Annotated in this window: 14 protein-coding genes; 5 read left to right on the forward strand and 9 right to left on the reverse strand. The window is 70.6% G+C overall.

Features of this window, described 5'->3' with window-relative positions:
* Window positions 1-42 precede the first annotated feature (42 nt).
* From ACFYWI_RS11485 to ACFYWI_RS11500, 4 genes are all read right to left on the reverse strand, one after another.
* Complete coding sequence (locus ACFYWI_RS11485; protein ID WP_389228952.1) at window positions 43-987, reverse strand: hypothetical protein; 945 nt, start codon at window positions 985-987, stop codon at window positions 43-45.
* A 14-nt stretch (window positions 988-1,001) separates the two neighbouring features.
* A complete protein-coding gene (locus tag ACFYWI_RS11490) occupies window positions 1,002-1,298 on the reverse strand; it encodes a DUF4193 domain-containing protein (protein WP_005310959.1) in 297 nt (98 codons plus the stop codon).
* 382 nt (window positions 1,299-1,680) lie between these two features.
* Window positions 1,681-2,916: a sensor histidine kinase gene (locus tag ACFYWI_RS11495; protein ID WP_389228955.1), complete on the reverse strand. Its 1,236-nt coding sequence runs from the start codon at window positions 2,914-2,916 to the stop codon at window positions 1,681-1,683.
* 4 nt (window positions 2,917-2,920) lie between these two features.
* Entirely contained in the window at window positions 2,921-3,574 is a 654-nt protein-coding gene (locus tag ACFYWI_RS11500; protein WP_389228958.1) for a response regulator transcription factor, read from the reverse strand.
* A gap of 331 nt (window positions 3,575-3,905) precedes the next feature.
* On the opposite strand from ACFYWI_RS11500, the gene ACFYWI_RS11505 reads away from it, so the two are divergent.
* The gene (locus ACFYWI_RS11505; protein ID WP_389228961.1) at window positions 3,906-4,082 is read left to right on the forward strand and encodes a hypothetical protein; all 177 of its coding nucleotides are present in this window, start codon (window positions 3,906-3,908) and stop codon (window positions 4,080-4,082) included.
* Window positions 4,083-4,238: 156 nt separating this feature from the next.
* Here the strand turns inward: ACFYWI_RS11505 and ACFYWI_RS11510 are convergent, their stop codons facing one another.
* On the reverse strand, window positions 4,239-5,039 hold the full coding sequence (locus ACFYWI_RS11510) for an inositol monophosphatase family protein (protein WP_389228964.1): 801 nt from the start codon (window positions 5,037-5,039) through the stop codon (window positions 4,239-4,241).
* An 11-nt stretch (window positions 5,040-5,050) separates the two neighbouring features.
* Window positions 5,051-6,178 carry a ferrochelatase gene (locus ACFYWI_RS11515; RefSeq protein WP_389228966.1) on the reverse strand — a complete coding sequence of 376 codons (1,128 nt, stop codon included), beginning with the start codon at window positions 6,176-6,178 and terminating at the stop codon, window positions 5,051-5,053.
* Window positions 6,179-6,285: 107 nt separating this feature from the next.
* Between ACFYWI_RS11515 and ACFYWI_RS11520 the strand changes: the two genes are divergently transcribed.
* From ACFYWI_RS11520 to sepH, 3 genes are all read left to right on the forward strand, one after another.
* Window positions 6,286-7,536: an MFS transporter gene (locus tag ACFYWI_RS11520; RefSeq protein WP_389228969.1), complete on the forward strand. Its 1,251-nt coding sequence runs from the start codon at window positions 6,286-6,288 to the stop codon at window positions 7,534-7,536.
* Window positions 7,487-8,815 carry a D-arabinono-1,4-lactone oxidase gene (locus ACFYWI_RS11525; RefSeq protein WP_389228972.1) on the forward strand — a complete coding sequence of 443 codons (1,329 nt, stop codon included), beginning with the start codon at window positions 7,487-7,489 and terminating at the stop codon, window positions 8,813-8,815. The genes ACFYWI_RS11520 and ACFYWI_RS11525 overlap by 50 nt, the downstream gene beginning before the upstream one ends.
* A gap of 432 nt (window positions 8,816-9,247) precedes the next feature.
* Complete coding sequence (gene sepH / locus ACFYWI_RS11530; protein WP_389228975.1) at window positions 9,248-10,303, forward strand: septation protein SepH; 1,056 nt, start codon at window positions 9,248-9,250, stop codon at window positions 10,301-10,303.
* A gap of 148 nt (window positions 10,304-10,451) precedes the next feature.
* On the opposite strand, the gene ACFYWI_RS11535 is transcribed toward sepH, so the two are convergent.
* Window positions 10,452-11,282, reverse strand: coding sequence for a sulfurtransferase (locus ACFYWI_RS11535; protein ID WP_389228978.1), 831 nt, complete (start codon window positions 11,280-11,282; stop codon window positions 10,452-10,454).
* A gap of 226 nt (window positions 11,283-11,508) precedes the next feature.
* Between ACFYWI_RS11535 and ACFYWI_RS11540 the strand changes: the two genes are divergently transcribed.
* Window positions 11,509-12,282, forward strand: coding sequence for a VOC family protein (locus ACFYWI_RS11540; protein ID WP_389228981.1), 774 nt, complete (start codon window positions 11,509-11,511; stop codon window positions 12,280-12,282).
* A 36-nt stretch (window positions 12,283-12,318) separates the two neighbouring features.
* On the opposite strand, the gene ACFYWI_RS11545 is transcribed toward ACFYWI_RS11540, so the two are convergent.
* Both ACFYWI_RS11545 and ACFYWI_RS11550 read right to left on the reverse strand, forming a co-directional pair.
* Entirely contained in the window at window positions 12,319-13,275 is a 957-nt protein-coding gene (locus ACFYWI_RS11545) for a serine hydrolase (RefSeq protein ID WP_389228984.1), read from the reverse strand.
* 169 nt (window positions 13,276-13,444) lie between these two features.
* Window positions 13,445-14,095 (reverse strand): thymidine kinase, encoded by a 651-nt coding sequence (locus ACFYWI_RS11550; protein WP_389228987.1) that lies wholly within the window; start codon window positions 14,093-14,095, stop codon window positions 13,445-13,447.
* Between the last annotated feature and the right edge of the window lie 74 nt (window positions 14,096-14,169).

Consider the following 14,169-nt stretch of genomic DNA (forward strand, 5'->3'; position numbering starts at 1 on the left):
GCGCCCGCGAGGGCGTGTCGGCGCTCCTGGGGTGTTCAGCGCTCACTGCGCCGGGGGAAGCTCGGGCGCCTGCAGCGGATCCTTGTGCTGCTCCAGCGGCGGGAGCGACGGCAGGGCGTCCCAGGGGACCTGCCGGGAGCGCAGATCCTGCCGGATCCGGTCCGCGAGCTTGCGGGTGTCGCGGCGGTTCATCACCGCGCCGACGGTCGCCCCGATCATGAAGGGCACCAGGTTCGGCAGATTGCGGACCATGCGCTTCATGATCTGCTGGCGCAGCCGGCGCCTGAACTGGCCTCCCATGGTGGCGTCGATCGTCGCCGGCTTGGTCACGTCGATCCCGCGCTCATGCGACCAGGAAGCCAGGTACACGGTGCTGCGGTCGACGATCGAGCCGGCCGGACGCACTCCGTAGACCTCGTACAGCTCCGCGATGAGCTTGAGCTCGATCATGCCGACGCCGAGGATCTCCGCGGCGAGCTCTGCCGGCATGGCCGGCGGCACCGGCATCATCGCCGCGGCGCCGATACCGGCGCCGACCGTGGAGGTGGCCGCGGCCGCGCCCGCGATCAGCTTGTCGGCAAGCTGCTCGGGGGTGAGGCCGGGAAACTGCCTGCGCAGGGTCGCCAGATCGCGCACCGGAATACGCGGTGCGATCTCGATCATCCGGTCGGTGAGGAAGCCGAGCCCGGTCTTCGCACTCGCGCTGGTTCTCGCCAGACCGGCCTTGGCACTGTCGCCGCCCTTGCGGACGCCCTTCCTGACCGCGGCCAGGCGTGGGGCCCTGGTCGGGGGCCCCTCCTGACCTGCTCCTTCGAGCGAGGCCGGCCGGCCTCGCTCCACTTCACCCGCACCGCCGTGCGGCGCCACGGCGGCCGAGTGCTCGGCGGACGCGGTGACGTCCGGTGCCGGGCCTGTGCCGCCCTGGAGTGCCTGCGACGGCTTGTGACGCCCGAAACGCCGTTTCCTGGACGGTGTCTCGCCTGCCACGGGCGACCAGTCCCTCAGTCGCAGTCGCGGCAGATCGGCTGACCGTTCTTCTCGCGCGCCAGCTGACTGCGGTGGTGCACCAGGAAGCAGCTCATGCAGGTGAACTCGTCAGCCTGCTTGGGCAGGACCCGTACGGCCAGCTCCTCGTTGGAGAGGTCCGCGCCGGGCAGTTCCATGCCCTCAGCGGCCTCGAACTCGTCGACATCGACGGTCGAGGTGGACTTGTCGTTCCGCCTGGCCTTCAGCTCTTCAAGACTGTCGGAATCGACGTCGTCATCGGTCTTGCGCGGGGTGTCGTAGTCCGTTGCCATGTCGCTCTCCCCCTCTGGGTGGTTGCGGTGTCTCCAGCGCACGTAACGCGTGAGAGGCCGGACTTGTGCCCGACCTGAGGCGGAGATTTTGCCTCACATCAAGGTCTGTTACTCAATCGACACCCAAACCAACCCCTCAAGAGTGATCGGCTTGGATGGCGATGAGGACCGTACACGGTCCGAATGGTGCAGTTCACGGGCGCCACCCCGTGTACTTCCCGTCATCTGGACCCTTGGAAACCCGGACTTTTCCAGGCGTTCCAGCCCATGTCTTGATCACGGAGAGTAGATGGCCTGAAATGTGACCCTGTGATTGATCGCACACGGAGCGGTCGGGCACGGGTCCCGAAAATTGCGCGTAAAGCGAACATCGGTCACTCCCTCAGACCGGGAGAGTGACACGCATCACGAGACCCCCACCGTCGCGGGGCTCCGCGATGATACGGCCTCCGTGGGCGCGCGCGACCGAGCGGGCGATCGACAGACCCAGTCCGACCCCCTTGTCGCTGCCTGTGCGCTCCTGCCGCAGCCTTCTGAACGGCTCGAAGAGGTTGTCGATCTCGTACGCGGGAACCACTGGTCCCGTGTTCGAAACCACGAGGACGGCATGGCCCTGCTGCATCTCGGTCGAGACATGCACCCACCCGTCCTCCGGTGCGTTGTAGCGCACCGCGTTCTGTACCAGGTTCAGCGCGATCCGCTCCAGCAGGACGCCGTTGCCCTGGACGAGGGCGGGCACGCGCTCCCCGCGGATCTCCACGCCGTTCGCGTCGGCCTCCGAGCGCATTTGGTCGATGGCGCGCGAGGCGACCTCCGCCAGGTCCACCGGTTTGCGCTCGACGATCTGGTTGTCGCTGCGGGCCAGCAGCAGCAGGCCCTCGACGAGCTGCTCACTGCGCTCGTTGGTGGCCAGCAGCGTCTTGCCGAGCTGCTGCAGCTCCACGGGCGCACCCGGGTCGGAAAGGTGGACCTCCAGCAGCGTGCGGTTGATCGCGAGCGGTGTACGCAACTCGTGCGACGCATTCGCCACGAACCGCTTCTGGGCGGAGAAGGCCCGCTCGAGGCGGTCCAGCATCTCGTCGAAGGTGTCGGCCAGCTCCTTGAGCTCGTCGTCGGGACCGTCCAGCTCGATCCGGCGCGAAAGGTCGGAGCCGGCGACCTGACGGGCGGTGCGGGTGATGCGGCCCAGCGGCGACAGGACCCGCCCTGCCATCGCGTAGCCGAAGGCGAAGGCGATGATACTCAGCCCCAGCAGCGCGAACAGCGAACGCCGCAGCAGGTCGTTCAGGGCCATCTCGCGCTGGTGCTGGAGGCAGGCGGAGACGGCCTGGTTGAACTGCTCGCCGGTGCCCTGCTCGGGCAGCCTGCACCAGTCCGTGGTGGGCAGCACCTTGCCCTCGACGATCCTGAAGGGCAGATCGGCGACGCTGACGGTCAGCGCCTGGGCGGTGAGCAGATAGATGATCGACAGCAGCAGGATGCCGGCGATCAGGAACATCCCGCCGTACAGCAGGGTGAGCCGTATCCGGATGGTCGGACGCAGCCACGGGCGGACCGGGTCCCTGGGGTCCCAGGTCGGTTTCGGGGGCGCCGCGAGGGGCGCCGGAGCGGCGGCCACCGGATCAGATCCGGTAGCCCGAGCCGGGCACGGTGACAATCACGGGCGGCTCGCCGAGCTTGCGCCGCAGGGTCATCACGGTCACCCGCACGACATTGGTGAACGGGTCGGTGTTCTCGTCCCAGGCCTTCTCCAGCAGCTGCTCCGCCGAGACGACCGCGCCCTCGCTGCGCATGAGCACCTCCAGCACCGCGAACTCCTTGGGTGCGAGCTGGATCTCCCTTCCGTCCCGGAACACCTCGCGGCGGTTGGGGTCCAGCTTGATCCCCTCCCGCTCCAGGACCGGCGGCAGCGGCACCGTCGTACGCCGCCCCAGCGCGCGCACCCGGGCAGTGAGCTCGCTGAACGCGAACGGCTTGGGCAGGTAGTCGTCGGCGCCCAGCTCAAGGCCCTCGACCCGGTCGCTCACGTCCCCCGATGCGGTCAGCATCAGCACACGGGTGGGCATGCCCAGCTCGACGATCTTGCGGCACACATCGTCGCCGTGGACCAGCGGGAGGTCACGGTCGAGGACCACGACGTCGTAGTCGTTGACCCCGATGCGCTCCAGGGCCGCGGCGCCGTCGTACACGACGTCGACTGCCATGGCCTCCCGGCGCAGTCCGGTGGCCACCGCATCGGCGAGCAGTTGCTCGTCCTCGACGACGAGTACGCGCACTTCGCTGTTCCTTCCTCGAAGCCCTTCGTGGTGACAGGGCACGTCTGAGCACTGGCTGTGCGCATCCATCCTGCCCGTTACGCGCGTAAACCGGCCGTAAGGCGAATCCGGGCAGGCAGGGCAACGGGGAATACAACGGATTCCCGGGCCAGTTGAGGTTTCCCTGAGGGAACCCCTGGGGATGACGACTGGCACACCCGCGATCACGCCCTGCATGCGGCGCACCACGGCCTGTTCCAGGGTTGATCACCCCACCCCACCCCCTGCCTGCGGCAAGGGGGACCCGACCGGCACACCCCCGTGCCAACGACCTACGCCGAGGGGGCGCACCATGGACGCTTTCACCGCAGGACTGCTGCAGCGCATCAAGGCCGCCGAGACCGACCTCACGCTGGCTCGCGAAACGGGAGACGACTTCCTCGCGGATGTCGAGCAGGCTGAGCTGGACGACCTCCACCGCCTGGCCGCCGAGCACGGCGTACAGGTACGCGCTGTACGCGCTGCGTAGCTGCCGAACACGAAAGCAGAGCACGACGAAGGAGGGCCCGGTTCCGGGCCCTCCTTCTTCGTGCCGGACGTCGGTTCCCGGGGGCGAGTGGGCCGCGGGGGCGTGCGGCTCGATGCACCGTGCGGGCTCAGGGACGGGGAACCGCGCCGCGGGACATCAGTCGTGCCAGGCGCCCAGGTCCTCCAGCAAGGCCTGCAGGGGCTCGAAGACACCGGGGGTGGCCGCGATGGTCAGCTCGCCGGACGGGGGCTCTCCGGGGCGGCCGCCCGTCAGGGCACCTGCCTCGCGGGCGATCAGATCGCCCGCCGCGAGATCCCAGGGGCTGAGGCCGCGCTCGTAGTAGCCGTCCAGGCGGCCGGCCGCGACGTCACTCAGGTCGATGGCGGCCGAGCCGCTGCGCCTGATGTCCCGCAACTGCGGGATCAGCCGCCCGGCAACCTCCGCCTGGTGGGTGCGTACGGCAGCGACGTAGTTGAAGCCGGTGGAGACCAGCGCCTGGTCCAGCGGGGGCGCGGGACGGCACCGTACGGGCCGGTCGTTGAGGTACGCGCCGCCGCCCAGGACGGCCCGGAAGGTCTCCCGCCGCATGGGGGCCTCCACCACGCCCACGAGCGTCTCGCCGTCCCGTTCCGCGGCGATGGAGACGGCCCAGGTGGGCAGGCCGTAGAGGTAGTTCACGGTGCCGTCGAGAGGGTCGATGACCCAGCGCACTCCGCTGGTGCCCACCGCCGCCGCGCCCTCCTCGCCGAGGAAGCCGTCGTCGGGGCGGCGCTCGGCAAGGAACCCGGTGATCAGCTTCTCCGCGGCGATGTCCATCTCGGTGACCACGTCGATCGGGCTCGACTTGGTCGCGGCGACGCCCAGGTCGTCCGGCCTGCCGTCCCGCAGGAGCGCGCCGGCCCGGCGTGCTGCCTCCAGCGCCAGAGGCAGCAGTTCGGACGTCAGAGGGTCGGTCACAGGGGTCTCCTTCACACGTACGGGCTGTCGGCGCCCGCCGCGGCGGGCCGGGGTGCGCGGGCCGGGCAGCAGCCGACCGGGCAGAGGTCGTGGCTGGGCCCGAGGGCTCCGAGGGCGCAGCGCGCGACAGGCACTTCCCCTTCGGTCGCGGCCCGCTCGAGAACGAGCTCACGCACGGCCGCGGCGAACCGCGGATCGGCGCCCACGGTCCGGGACCTGCGCACCGGCAGCCCGAGCTCCGCGGCCTTGGCCGTGGCCTCGGTGTCGAGGTCGTACAGGACCTCCATGTGGTCCGAGACGAAGCCGATGGGAACCATGACCGCGGCGGGCGCGCCGATGTCGTGCAGCTCCTCGAGGTGGTCGCAGATGTCGGGCTCGAGCCACGGGATGTGCGGGGCGCCGCTGCGGGACTGGTAGACGAGCTGCCAGGGACGCTCGATCCCCGTCTCCTCGCGTACCGCGGCGGCGATCAGCCGTGCGACGTCCAGGTGCTGGCGTACGTACGCGCCACCCTCGCCGTGCTCGGACCCCGGTCCGGAGGCGTCTGCCGCGGACGTCGGGATGGAGTGCGTGGTGAAGGCCAGATGCGCTCCGGCCCGGACCTCTTCGGGGAGGTCGGCGAGTGAGGCGAGGACCCCGTCGATCATGGGGCGGACGAAGCCCGGGTGGTTGAAGTAGTGCCGCAGCTTGTCCACCCGGGGCAGCTCGAGCCCTTCGGTCTCCAGCGTGGCCAGTGCGTCGGCGAGGTTCTCGCGGTACTGGCGGCAGCCGGAGTAGGACGCGTAGGCGCTGGTGGTGAGGACGGCGATGCGGCGGTGTCCGGCGGTGACCATCTCGCGCAGGGTGTCGGTCAGATAGGGCGCCCAGTTGCGGTTCCCCCAGTGGACCGGCAGCTCCAGGCCGTGGTCGGCGAAGTCCTTGCGCAGCGCGTCGAGCAGGGCGCGGTTCTGGTCGTTGATGGGGCTGACGCCGCCGAAAAGGAAGTAGTGCTGCCCCACCTCCTTGAGCCGTTCCTTGGGGATGCCGCGGCCGCGCGTCACGTTCTCCAGGAACGGAACGACATCGTCCGGGCCCTCGGGGCCGCCGAAGGACAGCAGCAGCAGGGCGTCGTAAGGGGCGGGATCGCGCTCGTCGGACATGCCACCGATCCTGCCACCCGCCGTGATCGGCCCAGAAACCGCCGTGCGCGGGAGGCCCCCGCGGACGTAACCTGTCTGAGCCCCAATACGCCTTACCGGAGAACTCCTTGCCCAGTCCGTACCGCGCGATCTTCGCCGTCCCCGGCACCCTTGGGTTCTCCGCCGCCGGCCTTCTCGGCCGGATGCCCCTGGCCATGCTGGGCATCGGCATCGTGACCATGATTTCCCAGCTCACGGGGCGTTACGGTCTGGCCGGTGCGCTCTCCGCGACGCTGGCGCTGTCCGCCGCCGTGCTCGGCCCGCAGATCTCCCGTCTCGTCGACCGGCACGGTCAGCGCCGGGTGCTGCGCCCGGCCACGCTGGTCTCCGTCACGGCCGTCGCGGGGCTGCTGATCTGCGCCCAGCAGGGCATGCCCGACTGGACGCTGTTCGTGTTCGCCGCCGCCGCCGGCTGTGTGCCCAGCGTCGGCGCGATGACCCGGGCCCGCTGGGCGACGATCTACCGGGGCTCACCGCGGGAGCTGCACACCGCGTACTCGCTGGAGTCCATCGTCGACGAGGTGTGCTTCATCGTCGGCCCGATCGTGTCGATCGGTCTGTCGACCATCTGGTTCCCGGAGTCCGGCCCGCTGCTCGCCGCGGTGTTCCTGCTCGTCGGCGTGTGGTGGCTGACGGCCCAGCGGACCACCGAGCCCGCGCCGCACCCGGCAGGGGAGCACACCGGCGGCTCGGCCATGCGCTCCCCCGGTCTGCAGGTGCTGGTGGCGGCCTTCGTCGCCACCGGCACGATCTTCGGCGCGGTCGACGTGGTGACGGTGGCGTTCGCCGAGGAGGAGGGCCACAAGGCCGCGGCGAGCGTGGTGCTCGCGGTGTACGCGCTCGGCTCCTGCCTCGCGGGCATGGTCTTCGGCCTGCTGCATCTCAAGGGTGACCCTTCGCGCAGGTGGGTACTGGGCGTCTGTGCGATGGCCGTGAGTATGATCCCCCTCCAACTGGCCGGGAGCCTGCCTTTCCTGGCCGTGGCGCTCTTTGTCGCGGGCCTTGCCATCGCACCGACGATGGTGACCACCATGGCTCTTGTCGAAGCGCACGTACCACGCAGCAAACTGACCGAGGGCATGTCCTGGACCGGTACCGGGCTCGCGGTCGGCGTGGCGCTGGGCTCCTCGGCCGCGGGCTGGGTGGTCGACGCGCACGGAGCGGTTGCGGGGTACGCGGTGCCCGGGATCGCGGGAGTGCTTGCGGCCGCGGTGGCGTTCCTGGGGTACCGCCGGCTGCGCAGGCCGGTGCCGACGCGGGAGGGGCAGCGTGAGCGGGACGCGCAACAGTCTGAACAGCCTGACCAGCACATGGCGTAACTGGGCGGGGAACGTGACCGCCAAGCCGGCACGGGAGGTCACTCCGGCCTCGCCGCAGGAGCTCGCCGATGCCGTGCGCGAAGCGGCCGAGGACGGTCTGAAGGTGAAGGCCGTCGGTACGGGTCACTCGTTCACGGCCGTCGCCGCCACCGACGGTGTGCTGATCCGCCCCGATCTGCTCACCGGGATCCGGGAGATCGACCGTACGGCGATGACGGTGACCGTCGAGGCGGGCACGCCGCTGGGGCGACTGAACGCAGCCCTCGCCCGTGAGGGCCTGTCGCTCACGAACATGGGCGACATCATGGAGCAGACGGTCGCGGGCGCGACCTCGACGGGCACGCACGGCACGGGCCGCGACTCGGCCTCGATAGCCGCGCAGATCAGGGGCCTTGAGCTGGTGACGGCCGACGGCTCGCTGCTGCGCTGCTCCGAGAAGGAGAACCCGGAGATCTACGCGGCGGCCCGGATCGGTCTCGGCGCGCTGGGCGTCGTCACCGCCATCACCTTCGCCGTGGAACCGGTCTTCCTGCTCACCGCCCGCGAGGAGCCGATGACTTTCGACCGGGTCACGGCCGAGTTCGACGCCCTCTTCGCGGAGAACGAGCACTTCGAGTTCTACTGGTTCCCCCACACCGGCAACTGCAACACCAAGCGCAACAACCGCAGTGCGGGTCCCGCCGCGCCTGCCGGGACGATCAGCGGCTGGATCGAGGACGAGCTGCTGTCCAACGGCGTGTTCCAGCTGGCCTGTTCCGTGGGCCGGGCCTTCCCCGCGGCCATCCCGGCGATCGCCCGGGTGTCCAGCCGCGCTCTGTCCGCCCGTACATACACGGACATCCCCTACAAGGTCTTCACATCTCCGCGCCGGGTGCGGTTCGTCGAGATGGAGTACGCGCTGCCGCGCGAGGCCGCGGTCATCGCGCTGCGCGAGCTCAGGGCGATGGTCGAACGCTCGCCGCTGCGGGTCGGTTTCCCGGTGGAGGTACGCACGGCTCCGGCGGACGACATCACGCTGTCCACGGCCTCGGGCCGGGACAGCGCGTACATCGCCGTACACATGTACCGGGGTACGCCCTATCAGTCGTACTTCACCGCCGCGGAACGCATCATGACCGCGCACGGCGGCCGTCCGCACTGGGGCAAGGTGCATACGCGGGACGCCGCGTACTTCGCACAGGCGTATCCACGATTCGGTGAATTCACGGCGCTGCGGGACCGGTTGGACCCGGGGCGGCTCTTCCAGAACGCGTATCTGCGGCGGGTACTGGGCGATTGACCCGAAGCGAATAGTTCCGTTTCTGTCGATTCCGCGAACGTCGGCCCGTGATCACCAGGAGTCCGGGGTGCCAACTGCCCTGCCGCGGGAGAAGTTCGGCGGCGCGGCGGTGCACCCCGATGGCCCGAATGGAGTACTGTGGCCAGCCTTGGGTTCGGTCCCCTCGTGGTGCCCGGACCTCAGACAGGGGGCCGATAGCGGCGCTCGATCCGGCGGCGCCGCGGCATCGTACGGAAATCTGTTGCGGAGAGTGACCGGCCGGTCACTCTGAGTCGTAAATGGATAACCGTGCCATAACGGCGATCCAGGGCCTGTGCCCGACACGCCGGGCAACTCGGCAAGGTTGTGGCAGGCTGCACCCGGGCAGGCCACACTCGACTAGCGGAAGCAGCGACGCAGGTGACGTCGGCAGGCACCACCCGGGAGGTCCCCATGCCCGAACTGCGTGTCGTGGCCGTCTCCAACGACGGCACACGACTGGTGCTCAAGGCTGCGGACAGCACGGAATACACGCTTCCGATCGATGAGCGGCTGCGTGCCGCCGTGCGCAACGACCGCGCCCGCCTCGGCCAGATCGAGATCGAGGTGGAGAGCCACCTTCGTCCTCGCGACATCCAGGCCCGTATACGTGCCGGAGCCTCCGCGGAGGAGGTCGCACAACTCGCCGGCATCCCCGTCGACCGTGTCCGCCGCTTCGAAGGACCGGTGCTGGCCGAGCGCGCCTTCATGGCGGAGCGGGCCCGCAAGACTCCCGTACGCCGGCCCGGTGAGAACACCGGACCACAGCTCGGCGAGGCCGTGCAGGAGCGGCTGCTGCTGCGCGGGGCCGAGAAGGACACCGTGCAGTGGGACTCCTGGCGCCGCGACGACGGCACGTGGGAAGTCCTGCTGGTCTACCTCGTGGCGGGCGAGCCGCACTCTGCGAGCTGGACCTACGATCCGCCGCGGCGACTCGTACAGGCCGTCGACGACGAGGCGCGCTCGCTGATCGGCGAGACCGACGACGCGATCGCGATCGCCCAGGAGCCGAGCTTCCCGTTCGTGCCGCGCATCGCACGGCTGCCCAGGGACCGGCCGCTGGACCGGGCCCTGGACCGCCAGATCGAGCGTCCCGCCGCGGCCGCTCCCCCGTCCGACACCGACGAGACCAGCGAGCGGGACTCACTGACCAGCCTGTTGGAGGCGGTGCCGAGCTTCCGGGGCGACATGGTCGTCCCGGAGCGGCCCGCGCAGCCCGAGCCGGCGGCCATCGAGCCGCCGCAGGACGCCGAGGCGGAGGAGCCGGTGGCACCGGCGGCTTCGGCGAGTGCGGGTTCCGCGTACGCGGATGTGCTGATGCCGCCGCGCTCGGTGGCGGGCCACCGCGACCGGCTGACGGGCACCACGGACCGTCAGGCCGAGGCCGACGGCGTCCGCCCGGGCCGGCGCGCCGCGGTCCCGAGCTGGGACGAGATCGTCTTCGGCACCCGCCGCAAGAAGCAGGAGTAGCGGACGCCCAACGCTCGCGCGGGTCCGGCACGGTGAACGTGCCGGACACGTTTGCGTACGGGCGGCGTGGCCAGGCACCGGGGTCGTGCCGCTGACCGTGCTGCGCTGCGGCAGCACAGACCCGGGCCGGGCAGCGCGGGTGCCGCCGTCAGCCCGGGTGCGGTCCCGTCGCCACCGGGCGGTCCGGGTCCAGCGACCATTCCGACCAGGAACCGGCGTACAGGGCGGGCCGGAAGCCGGCGAGCTCCAGGGCCACCGCCTGCTGGGCGGCCGATACGCCCGACCCGCAGTAGACGCCCACGGTCTTCGCGTCCTCGCCGGCCCCGAGGCCGACGAAGCGTGCTGCCAGCCACTCGCGTGGCCGGAACAGGCCCGCCTCGTCCACGTTCTCCGTCGTCGGTGCCGAGACCGCACCGGGGATGTGGCCGGCGACCCGGTCGATGGGCTCCACTTCGCCGCGGTAACGCTCCCCCGCGCGGGCGTCCAGCAGCAGACCCTCGCGCGCCAGTGCGGCCGCGCCGTCGGCGTCCAGCAGCGGCAGCGCGCCCGGTTCGGGCACGAAGGTGCCCTCGGCCGGTTCGGGGATCTTGGTCTCCAGCGGCCCCGTCCAGGCGGCGAGACCGCCGTCCAGGACCCGCACCTCCGCGTGCCCGGCGAAGCGCAGCAGCCACCAGGCGCGCGCCGCGCCCCAGCCCTTGTCTCCGTCGTAGGTCACCACGGGTGTACCGGCCGAGATTCCGGCACGGCGCATCACCGCTCCGAAGGCCGCCATGTCGGGCAGCGGGTGGCGTCCGCCCGCTCCGGGCGGTCCCGCCAGTTCCGCTTCGAGGTCGACGAAGACGGCGCCCGGGATGTGCCCGGCCTCGTAGTCGGGCAGCCCGTGCGGCCCACCGAGCTGGTAGCGGACGTCGAGCAGGACCGGCGGGGTGGGGCCGGAGAGCTCGTTCGCAAGATCGGTCGCGGTGATGATGGGGTTCATGAAGCCATCCTCGCGCAGCGACCGGCCGCACCATAACGCCGCCGAAGCGGATGGGTCACGCCAATGCGGGCATCCTCCAGCGGGAACCCGCCAATTCCGGCGCGGCCGGGGCGCGGCGGACGCCCGGTGGTGGAAGCATCTGCGTGGGTGCGCGTCCGTTCCCGCACGAACGGCACGCACGGGTCCCCCCGCACGGCCACCACGATGGTCCGAGGAGAGAGTGACGATGACCGAGGCGACTCGGCACACGCCCGGCACGCCCTGTTGGGTGAGCTTGATGGTGCACGGCATTGACGCGACGAAGGACTTCTACGCGTCGCTGTTCGGCTGGGAGTTCTCGCCCGGCCCCGCCCAGCTCGGCCCGTACCTCCGTGCACTGATCGACGGCAAGGAGGTCGCCGGCATCGGCAGGCTCCCGGCCGACCGGCATCTGCCGGTCGCCTGGACCCCGTATCTGGCCACCGACGACGCGGATGCGACGGCCGAGGTGATCCGCAGCTGCGGAGGCACCGTGGGAGTGGGCCCGCTGGACGCCGGGGACGCGGGCCGGCTGGCCATCGGCTGCGACCCGGCGGGCGCGGTCTTCGGTATCTGGCAGGCAGCGGCGCACCAGGGCACCGCGGTGTACGGCACCCATGGCACGCCGGTATGGAACGAGTTGGTGACCCGGGAGACCTCGTGGGTCGGGAAGTTCTACCAGGCCCTGTTCGGCTACGAGGTGGAGGCGGTCGTCTCGGCCGACCTGGACCACCTGACCCTGCAGCTCGGCGGCCGCCCGGTGGCGTCCCTGCACGGCGTCGGCCGGACGCTGCCCCGCAGCCGGGGCACGCACTGGATGACCTACTTCGAGGTCGAGGACACCGACGCGGCAGCTCGCCAGGTGGAGGAGCTGGGCGGGCACGTGCTGCACCGGCCCAAGGAGGGCCCGACCGGCCGGCTCGCGACGGTCGCGGACCCGGAGGGCGCGGTGTTCACGATCGTACGGTCGCACCCTCGCTGACCGACTCGCCGTCCCGGGCAGGACGTCCGGACGACACTACGGCGCGATTTTCCTGCTGCCCGCGGGCGGGGGGCAGGTCGCGTCGACGAGGGCCCTCACCGCGGTGGTCGCGACCTGCTCCACGAGGTCGATACCGGCCTGGTGGGACGGCTGCCCGTCGGACAGCACCGAGACGAGCAGGGTGCGGCCCCCGTGCTCGATGCGCCCGATGCTGTTGACGTCCCACAGTCCCGTCGCCGTACGCGGCAGCCAGCCGTTCTTCAACGCCACCGTGCTCCCGTCGGCCTGCGACGCCTCGGCGGCCGCGGATATCCCCCACCGCTGGCCCTTCACGACATCGCTCATCAGCGACTGGACGTAGCCCCGCGAGCGGGACGTGAACGGGGACACGTCGCCGAAGACCGCCTCCAGGAGGATCAGTTGGTCGGCGGCGGTGGTCCGGGTCAGACCCCAGTGCCCGCCCGTACCGGCGACCGTCGCCGTCAGGCCGAGGCGTTCGTTCGCGGCGTCGAGGCCCTGCGCGCCCCCGATGGTCCGCCAGAGCGCGTCCGCCGCCTGATTGTCACTGCTGCGGATCATCGCGGAGGCCAGCCTTCTCTGCTCCGCGGTGAGCCACGTTCCGCGGTCCTGAGCCCGAAGCAGGAGGGCCGCGAGGATGTCGACCTTGACGATGCTCGCCGTGTCATAGCCACCCGTGTCCGCGCCGTGTACGACCGGGTCCCGGTTGTCGAGATCCTCGACGGCGATCGTGTACCGGCCCACGTTGTGGGGCAGCGCGTTCAGCGCCTTGTGCACTGCTGCACCGGTGTCCACCGCAGAAGGTGGAGCGGACGGCGACGACCGGGAAGCAGAGGGCTCGGGCGTGCCGCGCGCGGAGACGGGACTCGGTTTGCCCGCCGCGACGGCATCCTCGTCGGCCACTTGGCACGACACGGTGGCGGTGAAGGCCAAGGCGGCCAGGACAGACGGCAGAAGTCTGCGGATACTGGACACACGGCGGACGTTAGGCGGCGCGGGTCACAGCGCCGTGAAAACCGCGTCAATGCTTGCTGAGAAGAGGGCCACAACCTCGCAGCGTCACCCGAAGCGTCAATCGGCGCTCCCCTGGGGGCACTTCCCCCGGCCGGACACGTACCCGCCCGGCACGGGCGCCACGTGGCGGTCAGTCGGATGCGACCGGCAGTACGTCCGGCGACAGGGCACTCGCGTGGGCTGTCGCGCTGGTTGTCCTGCGCTGGTGATGGCGTCGGCACAGCACCTCGTAACCGACCTCGCCCGCAAGCTGGTTCACATCACCGACCACCACCTGGGCGCCTTCGACGACCATCTCCCCACCCATCGTGCGGGCATTGTGGGTGGCGCGAGCTCCGCACCAGCACAGCGCCTCCACCTGCAGGGCTTCGATCCGGTCCGCCAGTTCGATCAGGCGCTGCGATCCCGGGAACAGCTTCGTCCGGAAGTCGGTGGTGATACCGAAGGCGAAGACATCCAGCTCGAGATCGTCAACGAGGCGCGCAAGCTGATCGATCTGGACCGGCGCGAGGAACTGGGCCTCGTCCACGATCAGGTAGTCCGCCCGGCCTCCCCGCGTGATGTGATCGACGAGGTAGGCATACAGGTCCATGCCCTCATCGGCCTCGACCGCGTCGGTGACCAGGCCCAGACGGGACGAGAGCTTGCCCTCGCCGGCCCGGTCGTCGCGAGTGAAGATCATGCCCTGGAGGCCGCGCGTGGAGCGGTTGTGCTCGATCTGAAGAGCGAGGGTGCTCTTTCCGCAGTCCATTGTTCCGGAGAAGAACACCAGCTCGGGCATGGGAAGTCGAGGACCTTTCGGGTCGGTGGTGTGCGCCGACCGTACGCGCGTCGAGGCTCGGCGGACGGCGGCGC

The sequence above is a fragment of the Streptomyces sp. NPDC002889 genome (genome assembly GCF_042888425.1).
GTDB lineage: Bacteria > Actinomycetota > Actinomycetes > Streptomycetales > Streptomycetaceae > Streptomyces.